The 13,709-nt window shown below is 76.3% G+C and carries 12 protein-coding genes; 4 read left to right on the top strand and 8 right to left on the bottom strand.

Annotated elements, in window-relative coordinates:
• Position 1 precedes the first annotated feature (1 nt).
• Genes IEV86_RS11425 through IEV86_RS11415 form a run of 3 tightly spaced genes read right to left on the bottom strand, consistent with a single transcriptional unit; the run spans position 2 to position 2,709 of the window.
• Entirely contained in the window at positions 2-1,603 is a 1,602-nt protein-coding gene (locus tag IEV86_RS11425; RefSeq protein ID WP_052426538.1) for a S8/S53 family peptidase, read from the bottom strand.
• 9 nt (positions 1,604-1,612) lie between these two features.
• Entirely contained in the window at positions 1,613-2,104 is a 492-nt protein-coding gene (locus tag IEV86_RS11420) for a hypothetical protein (RefSeq protein ID WP_052426539.1), read from the bottom strand.
• Positions 2,101-2,709, bottom strand: coding sequence for an RNA polymerase sigma factor (locus IEV86_RS11415; protein WP_043609849.1), 609 nt, complete (start codon positions 2,707-2,709; stop codon positions 2,101-2,103). Before IEV86_RS11415 ends, IEV86_RS11420 begins: the two co-directional genes overlap by 4 nt.
• Positions 2,710-2,719: 10 nt before the next feature.
• On the opposite strand from IEV86_RS11415, the gene IEV86_RS11410 reads away from it, so the two are divergent.
• Positions 2,720-2,866, top strand: coding sequence for a hypothetical protein (locus IEV86_RS11410; RefSeq protein ID WP_161784081.1), 147 nt, complete (start codon positions 2,720-2,722; stop codon positions 2,864-2,866).
• Here IEV86_RS11410 and IEV86_RS11405 read toward each other — a convergent pair.
• From IEV86_RS11405 to IEV86_RS11395, 3 genes are read right to left on the bottom strand one after another with little or no spacing between them, the layout of a single operon-like run.
• Positions 2,859-4,862, bottom strand: a complete 2,004-nt coding sequence (locus tag IEV86_RS11405; RefSeq protein WP_052426540.1) for a M14 family zinc carboxypeptidase — start codon at positions 4,860-4,862, stop codon at positions 2,859-2,861. The genes IEV86_RS11410 and IEV86_RS11405 overlap by 8 nt on opposite strands.
• A 3-nt stretch (positions 4,863-4,865) precedes the next feature.
• Positions 4,866-5,225: a hypothetical protein gene (locus IEV86_RS11400; protein WP_188484673.1), complete on the bottom strand. Its 360-nt coding sequence runs from the start codon at positions 5,223-5,225 to the stop codon at positions 4,866-4,868.
• On the bottom strand, positions 5,222-8,722 hold the full coding sequence (locus IEV86_RS11395) for a S8 family serine peptidase (protein ID WP_188484672.1): 3,501 nt from the start codon (positions 8,720-8,722) through the stop codon (positions 5,222-5,224). The genes IEV86_RS11400 and IEV86_RS11395 overlap by 4 nt, the downstream gene beginning before the upstream one ends.
• 194 nt (positions 8,723-8,916) lie before the next feature.
• Between IEV86_RS11395 and radA the strand changes: the two genes are divergently transcribed.
• Positions 8,917-10,338 (top strand): DNA repair protein RadA, encoded by a 1,422-nt coding sequence (gene radA, locus IEV86_RS11390; RefSeq protein ID WP_043607535.1) that lies wholly within the window; start codon positions 8,917-8,919, stop codon positions 10,336-10,338.
• Between the two features lie 24 nt (positions 10,339-10,362).
• Positions 10,363-11,448 carry a DNA integrity scanning diadenylate cyclase DisA gene (gene disA / locus IEV86_RS11385; protein WP_043607528.1) on the top strand — a complete coding sequence of 362 codons (1,086 nt, stop codon included), beginning with the start codon at positions 10,363-10,365 and terminating at the stop codon, positions 11,446-11,448.
• On the opposite strand, the gene IEV86_RS11380 is transcribed toward disA, so the two are convergent.
• The gene (locus tag IEV86_RS11380; protein ID WP_052426295.1) at positions 11,439-12,437 is read right to left on the bottom strand and encodes a DNA-3-methyladenine glycosylase family protein; all 999 of its coding nucleotides are present in this window, start codon (positions 12,435-12,437) and stop codon (positions 11,439-11,441) included. The genes disA and IEV86_RS11380 overlap by 10 nt on opposite strands.
• Positions 12,438-12,481: 44 nt before the next feature.
• Between IEV86_RS11380 and IEV86_RS11375 the strand changes: the two genes are divergently transcribed.
• The gene (locus tag IEV86_RS11375) at positions 12,482-12,883 is read left to right on the top strand and encodes a VOC family protein (RefSeq protein WP_043607527.1); all 402 of its coding nucleotides are present in this window, start codon (positions 12,482-12,484) and stop codon (positions 12,881-12,883) included.
• 42 nt (positions 12,884-12,925) lie between these two features.
• On the opposite strand, the gene IEV86_RS11370 is transcribed toward IEV86_RS11375, so the two are convergent.
• The gene (locus IEV86_RS11370) at positions 12,926-13,603 is read right to left on the bottom strand and encodes a hypothetical protein (protein WP_043607526.1); all 678 of its coding nucleotides are present in this window, start codon (positions 13,601-13,603) and stop codon (positions 12,926-12,928) included.
• Between the last annotated feature and the right edge of the window lie 106 nt (positions 13,604-13,709).

Below are 13,709 nucleotides of genomic sequence, written 5' to 3'. Positions count from 1 at the left end.
CTCAGTCGGCCAACGCCGCGCGGGCGCGCTTCACGGCGGCGTCCCGCTCGCGGGCCTCCGGGGTGTCGGGGACCCGCCCGACCAGGCGCGAGGCGATCCGGCCGGCGACGACGGGTGCCGCGAACGACGTCCCGCTCCAGACCGCGAACCCACCCGTGAAGTCGTCGGGGTCGACCGACTCGCGCGTGCGTCCCGCGTGGACGGTCCGCGCGAGCGGGAGGCCCCCGCCCGAGAACGCGGGCATCGTGCTGAGCACGGCAGCACCGCGCTCGTGACGACCTACCCACGGCCCCGCGTTGGTGAAGAGCGCGTCGGTCCCGTTCGGGTTGAGCGCGCCGACGGCGACCACCGGGACCGCGTCGGGCACGCGCTCGGGCAGCGGGTCGACGTCACCGGGCGCCGTCTCGGCGGGGTCCCACGGCGCGAACGCGGCGGGGAACATGGGGCGGTCGGTCGCGTCGTTCCCCGCGGAGACGACGACGACGGTGCCGCACCGCCCCATCGCCGCGAGGACCTCGTACATGGTGGGGTCGAAGAGCCGGTCCTCGGGCGTCTCGTGGTAGTAGCCCATCGACAGGCTCAGGACGTCGACCGGGATGCCGCCCTCGCCGCGGCAGTGGTGCAGCACGAGGTCCGCGATGCCGACCAGCGCCGCGACGAGCTCGGACTCGGCCACGGCACCCGTCGAGCCGACGACGCGCCACGCGAGGACGTCCGCGTCGGGTGCGGCCTGGTGGACGAGGCCCGCGATGAACGTGCCGTGCCCGGCGAGCGGGTCGAGCCCGCCGTCGAGGGGTCCGTGCTGGTCGGGGTCCCGCTCGGGGTGGTCGGCCGACGACGTGTGCCCGATCGCCGGCCCGGGCACGGGGAGCGTGTTGACGTGCGCGAGCCACGGGTGCTCGCCGCACCCCGTGTCCAGCAGGCCGACGACGGGCCGCCGGCCCTTCACCGCGGGGCTCCGCACGGGGGCCGGCCCCACGTACGCGACGGGCTGGAGCCCCCCGCTGCCCGGCGACCCGTACGCGGCGACGCCGCCGCCCACGCCCGCGACCGGGTTGGTCGAGTGGAACGGGTTCGTGGAGTGGAAGGGGTTGGTCGAGTGGAACGGGTTGGTCGAGTGGAAGGGGTTCGCGCTCACGCCCGCCGAGATGGTCAGCACGTGGTCGAGGCCGACGCCGAGGAGCGTCGAGCCCGCGCGGCCGCGGGCCGCCTCGAGCAGCCGCCAGGCGTCGGGCGGCGCCGCACCGGGCCGCGCGGTGACGAGGAGCCGCACCAGCCCGGGCGGCCCGACGACCCACGGCAGCCGGCGGCGCCGCTCCTGCGTGTCCTCGGGCGCCTCGTCCAGGACGACGCGCTCGTACGCCGGGTCCACGTCGACCGACCAGCCGAGCGCCTCACCCGCCTCGCGGAGCACCGCGACCGCCTCGTCGACGGGACCGAGCGTCGAGACCAGCAGGCGGTCGGGCACGTAGGCGGTCGGGGCGACGCGCACGCCGTCGGCGGTGGCCGGCGGGTCCAGCACGGCGACCACGGGCCCGGGCGGGAGGTGGCGGCGCGACCAGGCGGGCCGGTCCGGTCGGGGGTCGGGGCCGTCCTGGCTCATGTCGTCCTCCTACAGCTCGAAGGGTGCGGTGGTGACGCGGACCGACGGGGTCCCGGCGTCCTCGGGGCCGAGGACCCACAGGGTCGCGACCCCGGACGGGACGTCCGCGACCTCGAAGCGCCCCGCGGCCGACGACGTGGTCCGCACGTCGTCGGCGCCGCAGCGCAGCCGGACCGCGTGGACGCCCGCGGGCGAGACCCAGCCGTCGACCCGCCGCCGGCCGTGGTCGAGCGGGCTCACGCGGAGCATGACCGTGACGGGTCCGGCGGTGAAGGTGAGCGTGCGCGGCGCACCGGCGCCTCCGTCGTCCCCGGCCGGTGCGCGCACCCCCTCCAGACGCGCCGCGTCGCCGGTGAGGGTGAGGAGCTCGTACTCCTCGTCGAGGCCCTCGCTCGCGAGCGCGACGAGGACCGACGTCACGAGCCCGTCCGGGACCGGGTCCCGCCGCCGCCACATCGCACGGAGCGGCGCGAGCAGCGCCTCGTCGGCGTCGTCGGTCATGGCGCACCTCCCTCGGCGAGCAGCGCGCGGAGCTTCGCGAGGCACCGGCCGCGCGTCGGGCCGATGCTGCCGATCGGCATGCCGAGGTCCCGCGCGATCCCGGCGTAGTCGGGCCGGTCCTCGAACGCGACGACGCGCAGCAGGCGCCGGCACCGCTCGGGCAGGCGCCGGACCGACGCCCAGAGCCGCTCGTCCTCGTCGCGCGCGACGACCTCGTGCTCGACCGAGGGCCGTGCGTCGGGCAGCCGCTCGAGGACCTCGTCGTCGACCGTCTCGTCGGCCCGGCCGCGGCGCGCGACGCGCCACGCCTCGCGACGCGCCGTGGTCGTGAGCCAGGCGGCGACGGCCTGGGGGTCGGCGACCGACGACGCGTTGCGGACGAGCGCGACCCAGGTCGTCTGCACGACGTCCTCGGCCTGCGCTCGGCCGAGCCCGTACGCGCGCACCACGTGCCACAGCACGGGCGTCATGGTCGTCACGAGCTCGTCGAGCCCGCCCGGCACGCCGTCGCGCCAGGCCCGGAAGGCCGTCGCCGCCGTGTCCCAGGTCGACGGCTCGGGTGACGCGCTCGTGCGCCCCCCGCCACGGGAGGGCTCCCCTGCCATGCCTCGCATTGTGATCGAGGTCACAGACGCACCGCAACGACCCCCGCCCGCCGGACCGCCCGCGCGCGGGACGGGTGGGGTCGCGGGGACCGGCACGCTCGCGGGCGCGGGCCGGCTCACGAGGGCCGTCGAGGACGCGGCGGGCGTGCTCACGTGATCACCACCTGGTCGTTCGTCGCGCCCGCGAGGACCTGCAGGAGGTACTGCGCGAGCACGAACCGCTCGTCGACCGACAGCACGCCGCTCACCGCGACCCAGCCGCCCGTGCCGTCCACCAGAGCCGTGAGCGTGGCCGGGTCGACGGCCTCCGGCGCGCCCAGCCCGACGGCGAACACGCGCCCGTCGATCGACCCGGCGACGTCCGCGACCCAGGCCGGCGCGTTCTGCCGGCCGTCGGTGAGGACGACCATCGCCGTCCCGTCGTACCCCGCGGCGGCCGCGAGCTGCGTCGCCGCGGTGGTGACGCCGTCGCCGATCGACGTCGCGCCCGCGGGGTCCGGCACGTGCGCGGCGACCGCGGCGAGCGCGGCCGACCGACCCGGGCCGAACGTCTCGGGGCCCGCCTGCTGCACGGGCACCACCGTGTCGGCGTCGTGGTGGAACCGGACGACGCCGACGCCGTCGTCGGGCCGCAGGAGCTCGACCGCGACCGACACGGCCTCGCGCAGCACCTCGACGCGGCTCCGGCCGTCGCCCGCGTCCCACGCCATCGACCCCGAGCGGTCGAGCACGAGCGCGAGCGCGGTCGTCGGGCGCGGCACGGCGTCGGCGGTCACCGGCACGGTCCACGACTCGTCGGTCTCGACGCACCGCACGGTGACGCTCCCGGACGCCGTCGTGCCGGCGGGACCGGCGTCCCACGTGAGCCAGACCCGGCCCTCCGCGGTCGCACCGCGGCCCGGGGCCGGCACCGTCGTCGTCGGCCCGAGCGGGAGCCCGAACGGACCCGAGAGCGCCGTGACCTCCAGGTGCACGTCGAGGTCGCCCGAGCACTCCACGACGACCGCGCGCGCCGTCGTCGTCGCCTCGGCCACGTGCGTGAACGCGACCGACGGCGTCCGGAGGGTCGCCGCGAGCCCGTCGGTGACCTCGTGCGCGGCGAGCGCGAGGGCGAGCAGCCCCGACGACACCTCGCGCACGACCTGCTCGGCGACCGACCACGGCGGCTGGAACGACGTGCCGCACTCGACGGTCCACGCGAGCACCTTCGTCGTCCCGACCACCGCCCGGTGCCGGCTGAACGCGTAGTCGTCGCTCGCACCCGAGGTCGGGTAGAGCGTCATGGCCTGCTCGACGCCGTAGACCGCGCCGTGCGCGGCCGTGACCCCGGCGTCGATCCGCCCCGCGAGGTCGACGACGACGGCCGCGTCCTGCGCGGGCAGGTACTCGCCGATCCCGTCGCCCACGCGCCCGCGGACGGCGTCGAGCCCGGGGTCGAGGAACGACTCCCCCGGGTCGGTGGACTGGTTCTCGTCCGACCCCCAGCTGTGCAGGACGACCGGCACCGCGCTGTGCACGTCGACGTGCCACCGGATGCGCGGGAACGTGTCCAGCACCCACACGACGTCGCGCGTCTCCGGCTCCGACGCGGGCGACGGCCCGCGGTACAGGGTCGGGTGGCACGGGTCGGCGGACGCGCTCACGCCCGAGTCGGGCGCGAACCGCGCGAGGTGGTCCCACAGGAAGTCGAAGTTGCGGTTGAGGTCGACGCCGACGCACGCGGGGTCGGTCGCCCCGGCCGGGGCCGGTCGCCGGTTCTTGCGCCACTGCGGGTCGACGGTCTGGCTGTGCGCCCGCCCGTCGGGGTTCACGCACGCGAGGACGAAGAGGTTCAGGGTCCGCACGACCCGGCGCACCTGCGCCGCGCCGTACGACGCGCCCCCGTAGGCGAGCCCGGTCCCCGTCGCGTACGCCTCGAGCAGGTCGGCCGCGAACGAGACGAGCGCGTCGGGGGGGACCCACTCGCGTGCGTGCACCCCGCCGAGGAGCAGCACGCCGTCGGCGTCGTGCGGGCCGCGCCCGCCGACGCGCAGCAGCGTCACGGTGCGGCCCTCGTGGGTCGGGTGCGGGGTCGTGACGAGCTCGCTCGTCGTGGGGTACGCGGCGGCGAGCGCCGCGAGCGCGGAGCCGATCCCGGTGGCGTCGAGGTACACGGCCTAGCCCTCCTTGCGTCCGAGCCCGCGGGGGACGTCCCCCCGGGCGGTGAAGCGCCCCGGTGCCACCTCGGCCTGCCGGGCAGGTCCGGTGACGGTGAGGTCCTCGAGCTCCTCGACGACGACCCCGCGACCCGCCCGCGTCGCGCGGGCCACGGCGAGCGAGCCGCGCGTCAGGACGACGAACGTCTCGAGGCCCGACGGCGTGCGCCGGGCGACGGGACGACAGCCCGTGTCGGCGCCGCTCGTGGCGACGAAGTCGCGCAGCGCGTCCGCGTCCGCGCCGGTGACCCGGCACCGCACGAGGTGGTCGTGCGGTGCCGGGTCCGGCGTGCCGGGACGGTCCGTCGGCCGCTCGGTCACGGGAGGTCCCCGTCGGCCGGGCGGGCCTGGGGCGCAGGGGCCGGCGCTGTGCCGCCGGCGAGCCGCACCCCGCCGCCGCCCACGGGCACGAGCGGCGTCGGGACCGGCCGCGGACCGCCGAGGGGCGGCCGGACGAACGGCGGCCGGACGACGACGGGCGGGTGCGGCCGCGCGAGCGTCCTGCCCAGGCAGTGCAGCAGCGCCGTGAGGCTGCTGCCGTGCTGCGTCATCCCGGCGTCGAGCTGCTTGGCGAGCCTCGGCTCCCGACGCAGGGTCGCGAGGAAGGCGTCGAGCTCGTCCTTGCAGACCTCGCCGTCCTTCGGCGGCTCCGGGTCCTCCTCGTTGGGCCGCGGCACGTAGACCGAGCCCGAGAGCAGCTGCTCGCGCGTGAAGTGCTCGCCCCGCAGGGTCGTGCCCTCCGCGACGAGGCGGAACCGGTGGACCCCGTGGTCGGTCGCCGTGAAGTCGCCCTCGAAGACGCCGTCCTCGGTCGCCGTGAGGTCGACCTGGTCGTGGCCCGCGGGCCCCGTGACGAGCGCGCGGACCCGTGCCCGCCCGCCGTCGACCGGGATCGAGAACTCGTCCAGGTGGGCCGTCAGGTGCATGACCGACCCGGGCGCGATGCCGTCCTGCCGCAGCGTGGCCCGGAGGGTCAGGCTCGACCGGCTGTGCACCTCGAGCAGGTAGCGCACGCCCCGCCGGACCGCCTCGTGGTAGGCCTCGACGTCCGTCTCCTCGAGGTGCTGGAGCCACTTGGCGAACCCGCCGCGGTCGACCTGCAGGACCGCGTGCCACGTGCCGTCCCAGTGCTCGCCGCCCCCGGCGTCGACGTACGGCAGCGAGAGCCGGTAGTAGCCGACCGTCGCGCCGGTGACGTAGCGCACGCCCGGCGAGCCGGCCGTGACGACGTCGCCCGACGGCGTGACGAGCGAGAACCGCACCGCACCCGGCTCCGGCACGAGGAGGATCACGTCGGTCGACGAGTCCCCGCGCGTGAGGTCGAACGGCACCTTGACGGTGTCGCCGGGCTCGACGAAGCCCTCGGGGTCGAGCACGACCTGCTCGTTGGTGACGCCCGCGAGGATCTGCAGGTAGTACTTCGCGAGCAGGAAGTGCTCGTCGGACGACAGGTTCCCCGTCATCGTCACGTACCCGCCCGTGCCGTCCGTCAGGGCGGTGAGCGCGGCGGGGTCGACGGCGGACGGCTCCCCCAGGCCGATCGCGAACACCGTGTCGCCGATCGACCCGGCGACGTCCGCGATGGACGCCGGGGCGTTCTCCTGCCCGTCGGTGAGCACGATCATCGCGGTCGTGTCGTAGGACGCGCCGACGGCGGCGAGCAGCGTGCCCGCCGACGCGACGCCGTCGCCGATCGACGTGGCGCCGGCCGGGTTGGGCGCGTGCGACGCGACGGCCGCGGCCGCCTGCGCGCGTCCGGCCCCGAAGACCTCGGGCCCCGCGTCCGCGACGGCCATGACCGGCGCCGCGTCGTGGTCGAAGCGCACCACGCCGATGCCCGTCTCGGGCTGGAGCAGGTCGACCAGCACGTGCGCCGACTCGCGCAGCACCTCGACCCGCTTGCGCCCGTCGCCCGCGTCGAAGTCCATCGAGCCCGAGCGGTCCATGACCATGACGACGGCCGCGGTCGGCCGCTCGATCGTGTTGGCGGTGATCGCGACGGTCCACTCCTCGCCCGTCTCGACGCAGCGGACGACGATCTCGCCCGTGGCGGTGTCCCCCGCGTCGGTGCCGGTGTGGATGAGCCACAGCCGCGCGTGGCCGACCGCGCCGACGCCCGGAGCGGGCAGCGTGACGGACGAGCCGAGCAGGAGCGTGAACGAGCTCGCCGCGCCCGTCGTCGTCGTCGGGCCCGAGACGACCTCGAAGGTGAGGTCCTCGATCCCGGCGACCTCCCACACGACGGCGCGGGCCGTCGTCTCGTCCTCGGGCACGTCGTTGAAGACGACCGTCGGCGTGAGGAGCTCGACGCGCCGTGCGGCGGCCCTGACCGCGGCGAAGGCGTTGACGCGCCCGAAGCCGTAGTCGTCGTTGTGGCCCGCCGCGTCGTAGACGACGCCGCCGACCTGGTCCGCGGTGTCGCGCATGATCTGGCGCAGCTCGTCCCGCGTGAGGTCCGGGTTGACCGACAGCGCGAGGGCCGCGCAGCCCGCCGCGGCGGGCGCCGCGAACGACGTCCCCGTCCACGGACCGTAGGTGTTCCCGGAGAACGCGTTGACGACGTCGACGCCGGGTGCGATGAGCTCGACCTCGTCGCCGCGCGCCGCGTCGTCCTCGAGGTCGTCGCGCGTGGAGCGCACGACGGCGATGACGTCCGGGTGGGAGACCACCTGGTCCAGGCTCACGTCGACGTCCGCGCCGTTGCTCGCGGCCCAGAAGATCGCGGTGCCCAGGCCCCCGCGCCCGTTCGCGGCGGCGGCCTCGATCGCGAGCTCGAGGGTCGTGGTGAGCGCCCAGTCGGCGCCGTTCGGGCCGAGGCTCGAGACGATGATGTCGGCGCCCGTCGCCGGGTCGGCGGCCGGGACCTCGGTCGAGGGGTCGGCCGAGTAGGCGACCGCGCGGGCGAGCGTGGTCTGGGTGCCGACCTGGTCGCCCAGGCACGCGACGAGCATCAGCTCGGCGTCCGGGGCGGCCCCCACGCCGCCGGTCCCGCCGCCGCGCCGCGCGCCGACCATGCCCGCGCAGAACGTGCCGTGGTCGCCGTCGGGCATGCCCGCGGTGCCGACCGTGAGGGTCGCGGGGCTCCCGGTGAAGAAGCCCGACCCCGCGCCCACGCCGGCGGCGAGGTCCTCGTGGTCGGCGTCGAAGCCGTTGTCGATGACGGCGACGCGGATCCCCGCGCCGAACGTGTGGTCCCACGCGGCCTCGGCCGAGACGTCGGCGCCCGCCGTGCCCCCGCCCTGGCCCGTGTTGCTCCACTGCCACTGGTCGCCGTACTCGGGGTCGGTCGGGGTGAAGCGCTGCGGCACGTGCTCGACGAACGACGGCTCCGCGAAGACGAACCGCGCGTCGTCGTGCAGCCGGACCGACGCGTCGAGCGCGTCCCCGGTCGACGTGCGGACCTCGAACAGGTTCGGCGCGAACCGCAGCTCGGTGAGCACGGACAGGCCGGCCTCGTCGAGCACGCGGCGCGCGTCGTCGGCGCTCAGCGACGCGTCGAGCTGGACGGCGAGCACGTCGGTCGCGATGACCGGCCGGCCGTCCTCGTTGATGACGACGCTCGCGGCCGGCGTCGCGGCGCGTGCGCCTCGCTCGTCGCGCTCGGCGTCCGTCAGCAGCTGCCAGCCGGCGCGCGCGAACGCGTCGAGCGTGTCGTCGTCGATCTGCCGGGCGGCGGCGCGCACGTCGGCGCCCGCGCGCTCGGACGCACGGTGCCCCCGTGCGCCGTCGGCGGACGGCTCGACCGAGTGGACGGCGACGACGCCGTCGACCTCCTCGACCTCGACGAGCCGGTCCTTGCGGTAGTAGCGGCGGTTCATCGGGACTCCCCGGTTCGAAGGATCGGTCCTGCACCGACCCGGTCGAGGTGGAGGAGCGAGCCGGGGCCCGCCCTGATACGTCGCGCCGACGGCTGCCTCACGGACCGTGCGCAGCCGTCCGCGTCACGGGGCGTGAGCCCGCCCTGCCGTGCGCCTCGCGGGCCGTGTCGGTGGGCGCGGTTAGCGTGCCGCCCGTGACCTCGACGACCACGCGCACCGCGCGCTCCGCCCGCGGCCAGCGCGCCGACCGCCCCGGCTTCACGTGCACGCAGTGCGGCTGGACGTCGGTCAAGTGGGTCGGCCGGTGCGGCGAGTGCCAGGAGTGGGGCAGCGTCGTCGAGGACGCCGCGTCGACGGCGGGCCCGCGCACCGTGGCCACGGCACCGCCGCGCGGCCCGGCGCGCCCGGTCACGGAGATCGACGTCGAGGCCGCGCGGGCGAGGCCGACCGGCGTGGGTGAGCTCGACCGCGTGCTGGGCGGCGGGCTCGTGCCGGGTGCGGTCGTGCTCATGGCGGGCGAGCCGGGCGTGGGCAAGTCGACCCTGCTGCTCGACGTCGCGGGCCGCGTCGCGACGGCGCACGGGACGGTCCTGTACGTCACGGGTGAGGAGTCGGCGGGCCAGGTGCGCCTGCGCGCCGAGCGGATCGGCGCCCTGGCGCCGCGCCTCCTGCTCGCGGCCGAGACGGACCTGGGCGCCGTGCTCGGCCACATCGAGCAGACGGAGCCGTCGCTCCTGGTCGTCGACTCGGTCCAGACCATCGCGTCGGCGCTCGTCGACGGCGCGCCGGGCGGGGTCTCGCAGGTCCGCGAGGTCGCGGCGGCGCTCATCGCGGCGGCCAAGGCGCGCGACCTGCCGACGCTGCTGGTGGGCCACGTGACCAAGGACGGCGCCGTCGCGGGCCCGCGCACGCTCGAGCACCTCGTCGACGTCGTGTGCCAGTTCGAGGGCGACCGGCACTCCCGCCTCCGCCTCGTGCGCGCGACGAAGAACCGGTACGGCCCGACGGACGAGGTCGGCTGCTTCGACCTCACCGAGACGGGCATCGTCGAGCTGCCCGACCCGAGCGGCCTCTTCCTGTCCCACGCGGTCCGCCACGTGCCCGGGACGTGCGTGACGGTCACGCTCGAGGGCCGTCGGCCGCTCGCGACCGAGGTCCAGGCGCTGGTGGTCCCGTCGCTCCTGTCCAACCCCCGCCGGACCACGAGCGGCGTCGACTCGAGCCGCCTCGCGATGGTGCTCGCGGTGCTCCAGCGGCGCGCGGGCGTCAACCTCGGCGACCGTGACGTGTACGTGTCCACGGTGGGTGGCGCCCGGGTCGTCGAGCCCGGCGCCGACCTCGCGGTCGCGCTCGCGACCGCGAGCGGCGGGGAGAACGTGCCGCTCCTCGACGGCCTCGTCGCGCTCGGCGAGGTCGGGCTCGCGGGCGAGATCCGTCCCGTGGTCGGCATCGACCGGCGGCTCGCCGAGGCACGCCGCCTGGGCTTCACGCGCGCGGTCGTGCCGTCGGGCGCGGTCGACCCGGCGTCCGTCCCGCCGGGGCTCGAGGTGCTCGAGGCCGTGCACCTCGCCCAGGCCGTCGAGCTCGCCCGCGGGCCGCGCCTGCGGTCCGCCTGAGCACCCCTCGCGTACGCTTCTGCCGTGGTCACGACCGAGCGCTCCGCCGAGGACACGCTGCGCTCCACCCTCGCCGCCGTCGCGCCCGGCACCGAGCTGCGCGACGGTCTCGAGCGGATCCTGCGCGGCCGCACCGGTGCGCTCATCGTCCTGGGCTACGACAAGGTCGTCGAGACCATCTGCTCGGGCGGGTTCCAGCTCGACGTCGAGTTCTCCGCGACCCGCCTGCGCGAGCTCGCGAAGATGGACGGCGCCGTCGTCGTCGACCGCGACGCGACGCGGCTGCTGCGCGCCGCCGTCCAGCTGCTGCCCGACCCGACGATCGAGACCACCGAGTCGGGCACGCGGCACCGCACCGCCGAGCGCGTCGCGAAGCAGACCGGGTTCCCCGTCATCTCGGTGAGCCAGTCGATGCGGATCGTCGCCGTCTACGTGGGCAACTCGCGGTACGTGCTCGAGGGCTCCGACGTCATCCAGTCCCGCGCGAACCAGGCGCTCGCGACGCTCGAGCGCTACAAGGCCCGCCTCGACGAGGTCAGCGGGACGCTCTCGGCGCTCGAGATCGAGGACCTGGTCACCGTGCGCGACGTCGCGGCCGTCGTCCAGCGCCTCGAGATGGTCCGCCGGATCTCGGAGGAGATCGCGGGCTACGTCGTCGAGCTCGGCACCGACGGCCGCCTGATGGCTCTCCAGCTCGACGAGCTCGTCGGCGGCATCGGGTCCGACCGCCAGCTCGTGATCCGCGACTACGTCGACGACGGCCGCCCCGGTCGCTCGCTCGCGGACGTCCAGGCCTCGCTCGCCGCGCTCGACGCGACCCAGCTGCTCGACCTCGCGCACATCGCACGGGTCCTCGGCCTCGTCTCGGTCGAGGACTCGCTCGACGGCGCCGTCGGTCCGCGCGGCTACCGGCTCCTGTCGAAGGTCCCGCGCCTGCCCGGCACGATCGTCGACCGCCTGGTCGGCCACTTCGGCGGGCTCCAGAAGCTGCTCGCGGCGGGCATCGACGAGCTCATGGCGGTCGACGGCGTCGGCGAGCAGCGCGCGCGTGCCGTCCGCGAGGGCCTGTCCCGCCTCGCCGAGTCGAGCATCCTCGAGCGCTACGTCTGACGCGTCGTCGTCGACGGCGACGCGACGGGGGCGACCGCTCGCCACAGGTGCATCGCGGCGTAGGACCGCCACGGCGCCCACCGCGCGGCACGCCCCGCGAGGACCCGGTGCGCCGCGGCGCCCGTGACGTCGCCGTCGAGGACCCCCGCGGACCTCGCACCCGCCAGGAGCGCGACGTCGCCCTCGAGCCACGCATCCGGGTCGCCGAGCACCCGCATCGCGACGTACGCCGCCGTCCACGGGCCGATGCCGGGCCGCGTCACCAGGTCGCGGCGCAGGGCCACCGCCGCGAGGCCGCCGTGCACCACCAGGTCGCCGTCCGCGAGCGCACGGCACGTCGCCACGACCGTGGCGAGCGCCCGACGCGGGAGGCGGAGCGGCCGCCCGGGGTCGAGCTCCTCGGCGGCGGACGGGGCCCGCACGGCCGCGACGACCCGGTCCGGCGAGGGGAAGAGCCGGTCCAGCCCGGGGACAGTCGACGCGTACGGCTCGCCGGCCACGCGCGCGAGACGGCTCAGGTGGGTCCGCGCGGCGGCGACCGAGATCTGCTGACCCACGAGCGCACGCAGCACGAGCTCGTGCGCGTCCACGGTCCCCGGGACCCGGATCCCGGGCGTCCGCGACACCAGCGGCGCGAGGGTCGGGTCGGCGGCGAGCGCGGTGTCGACCGCGGCGGGGTCGGCGCCCAGGTCGAGGAGGCGGTGGACGCGGTCGAGTGCGACGTCGACGTCGGACCCGTCCGCGACCTCGACCGTCGCGCGCACCCGCCAGCCCGGTCGCGGCCCGGCGGCGTGGGCCCGGTGCGCGACCACCTCGACGGCACCCGGGCCGCCTGGCAGCGCCACGGTGCGTGCGTAGCGCAGCGGCCCCTGGGCGGGGAGGTCGGCCACCTCGACCCCCGCGACGGCGCGTGCGCCGAGGAAGCCCAGCACGCCGGGAGCGTCGAACGGCTCGCCGACCGCGAGCTCGACCTCCGTCCGGACAGCCACCGCACCATCCTCCCCCCGCGGCGGGCCCCGTCTACGGTCGGGGCATGACCTCCGTCATCGGACACATCGCCATCGACGCCGCCGACCCCCTCGCCCAGGCCGAGTGGTGGTCACAGGTCCTCGGCTGGCCCGCGGGCCACGAGGACGACCCCGACGAGGCGTGGGTCGAGCCCGCAGACGGGTCCGGTCAGGGGCTGCTGTTCCTGCGCGTCCCCGAGCCCAAGACGGTGAAGAACCGCCTCCACCTCGACGTCCGGCCGGACGACGGCACCGACCAGGCGACCGAGCTGCAGCGGCTGCTCGACCTCGGTGCGACGGCGGTCGACCTGGGCCAGGGGGACGTCACGTGGCACGTCCTCGCGGACCCGGAGGGCAACGAGTTCTGCCTCCTGCGCAGCACGCCGTCGCAGATCGCCGCGGAGCTCGCCGCCGAGCAGACCGCCTGACGCGCCTCGACGCGCACCGGTGGGCCGACCGCGGCGAGCGCGTCAGCCGAGGTCGAAGACGATCTGACCGCTCTGCGCACCCGCGACGACCGCGAGCGCGGTGTACGTCCCGGCGCGTGGCTCGGGCAGGTCCGCGGTGCACGCCTCGTCGGAGCGCACGCGCGGCCACGCGAGCTGCACGACCTCCTGCGCACCGGGAGCCATGAGCAGCATGCGCTCGCCGTCGGCGGTCGTCGCGCAGTCCGCGCTCGACCAGATGCGGTCCGCGCCCGAGGTGACCACGAGCGACTGGTTCGCGGTGCCCGCGTCGACCGTGCAGGCCTTGTCGCTGCTGTTGGTGAGCGTCACCGTGAACGTCGGCGTGCTGCCGGCCGGGTACGTCGCGGCGTCCGAGACGAGCGTCGTCGTGAGCGCCTCGACCGCGCACGCGTCGGGGGCACCACCCTCGGACCCGTCGTCGGCGGTCCCGTCGTCCGTCGCCGCGTCCTCGGCGCCAGCCCCCTCCTCGCCGTCGGCCGCTGCCGCGTCGTCGTCGCTCGCACCGGTCACCGCGGCCGTGTCCTCACCCGCGGCCGTCGCCGGGGCGTCCCCGCCGCGCAGCGACGACAGCAGCGAGACGACGAGCACGACCACGGCCACGAGCACGCCGACGACGACGAGGCGCCGCACCCAGTACACGCGCGAGGGCTGCGGACCCACAGGACGCAGGACGGTGTTCATCGGGTCTCCAAGCACGCTGGGGGGCACCGGCGTCGGTGCGCCACGGACTGCACCGCCACGCTACGGCGACCCGTCGCGCACGCCGTGGTGCCGCGCCGGGACGTCA

This window comes from Cellulomonas carbonis (assembly GCF_014636275.1).
Lineage (GTDB): Bacteria > Actinomycetota > Actinomycetes > Actinomycetales > Cellulomonadaceae > Actinotalea > Actinotalea carbonis.
The sequence above is the reverse complement of the archived record's forward strand: the minus strand, read 5'-3'. Positions and strand labels throughout refer to the sequence as shown.

What these genes read in the sequence shown, in the direction of transcription:
- IEV86_RS11415 (WP_043609849.1), bottom strand. Translation starts at nt 2,709, where the DNA reads ATGGCAGGGGAGCCCTCCCGTGGCGGGGGGCGCACGAGCGCGTCACCC.
- IEV86_RS11420 (WP_052426539.1), bottom strand. Translation starts at nt 2,104, where the DNA reads ATGACCGACGACGCCGACGAGGCGCTGCTCGCGCCGCTCCGTGCGATG.
- IEV86_RS11375 (WP_043607527.1), top strand. Translation starts at nt 12,482, where the DNA reads ATGACCTCCGTCATCGGACACATCGCCATCGACGCCGCCGACCCCCTC.
- IEV86_RS11370 (WP_043607526.1), bottom strand. Translation starts at nt 13,603, where the DNA reads ATGAACACCGTCCTGCGTCCTGTGGGTCCGCAGCCCTCGCGCGTGTAC.
- IEV86_RS11425 (WP_052426538.1), bottom strand. Translation starts at nt 1,603, where the DNA reads ATGAGCCAGGACGGCCCCGACCCCCGACCGGACCGGCCCGCCTGGTCG.
- IEV86_RS11395 (WP_188484672.1), bottom strand. Translation starts at nt 8,722, where the DNA reads ATGAACCGCCGCTACTACCGCAAGGACCGGCTCGTCGAGGTCGAGGAG.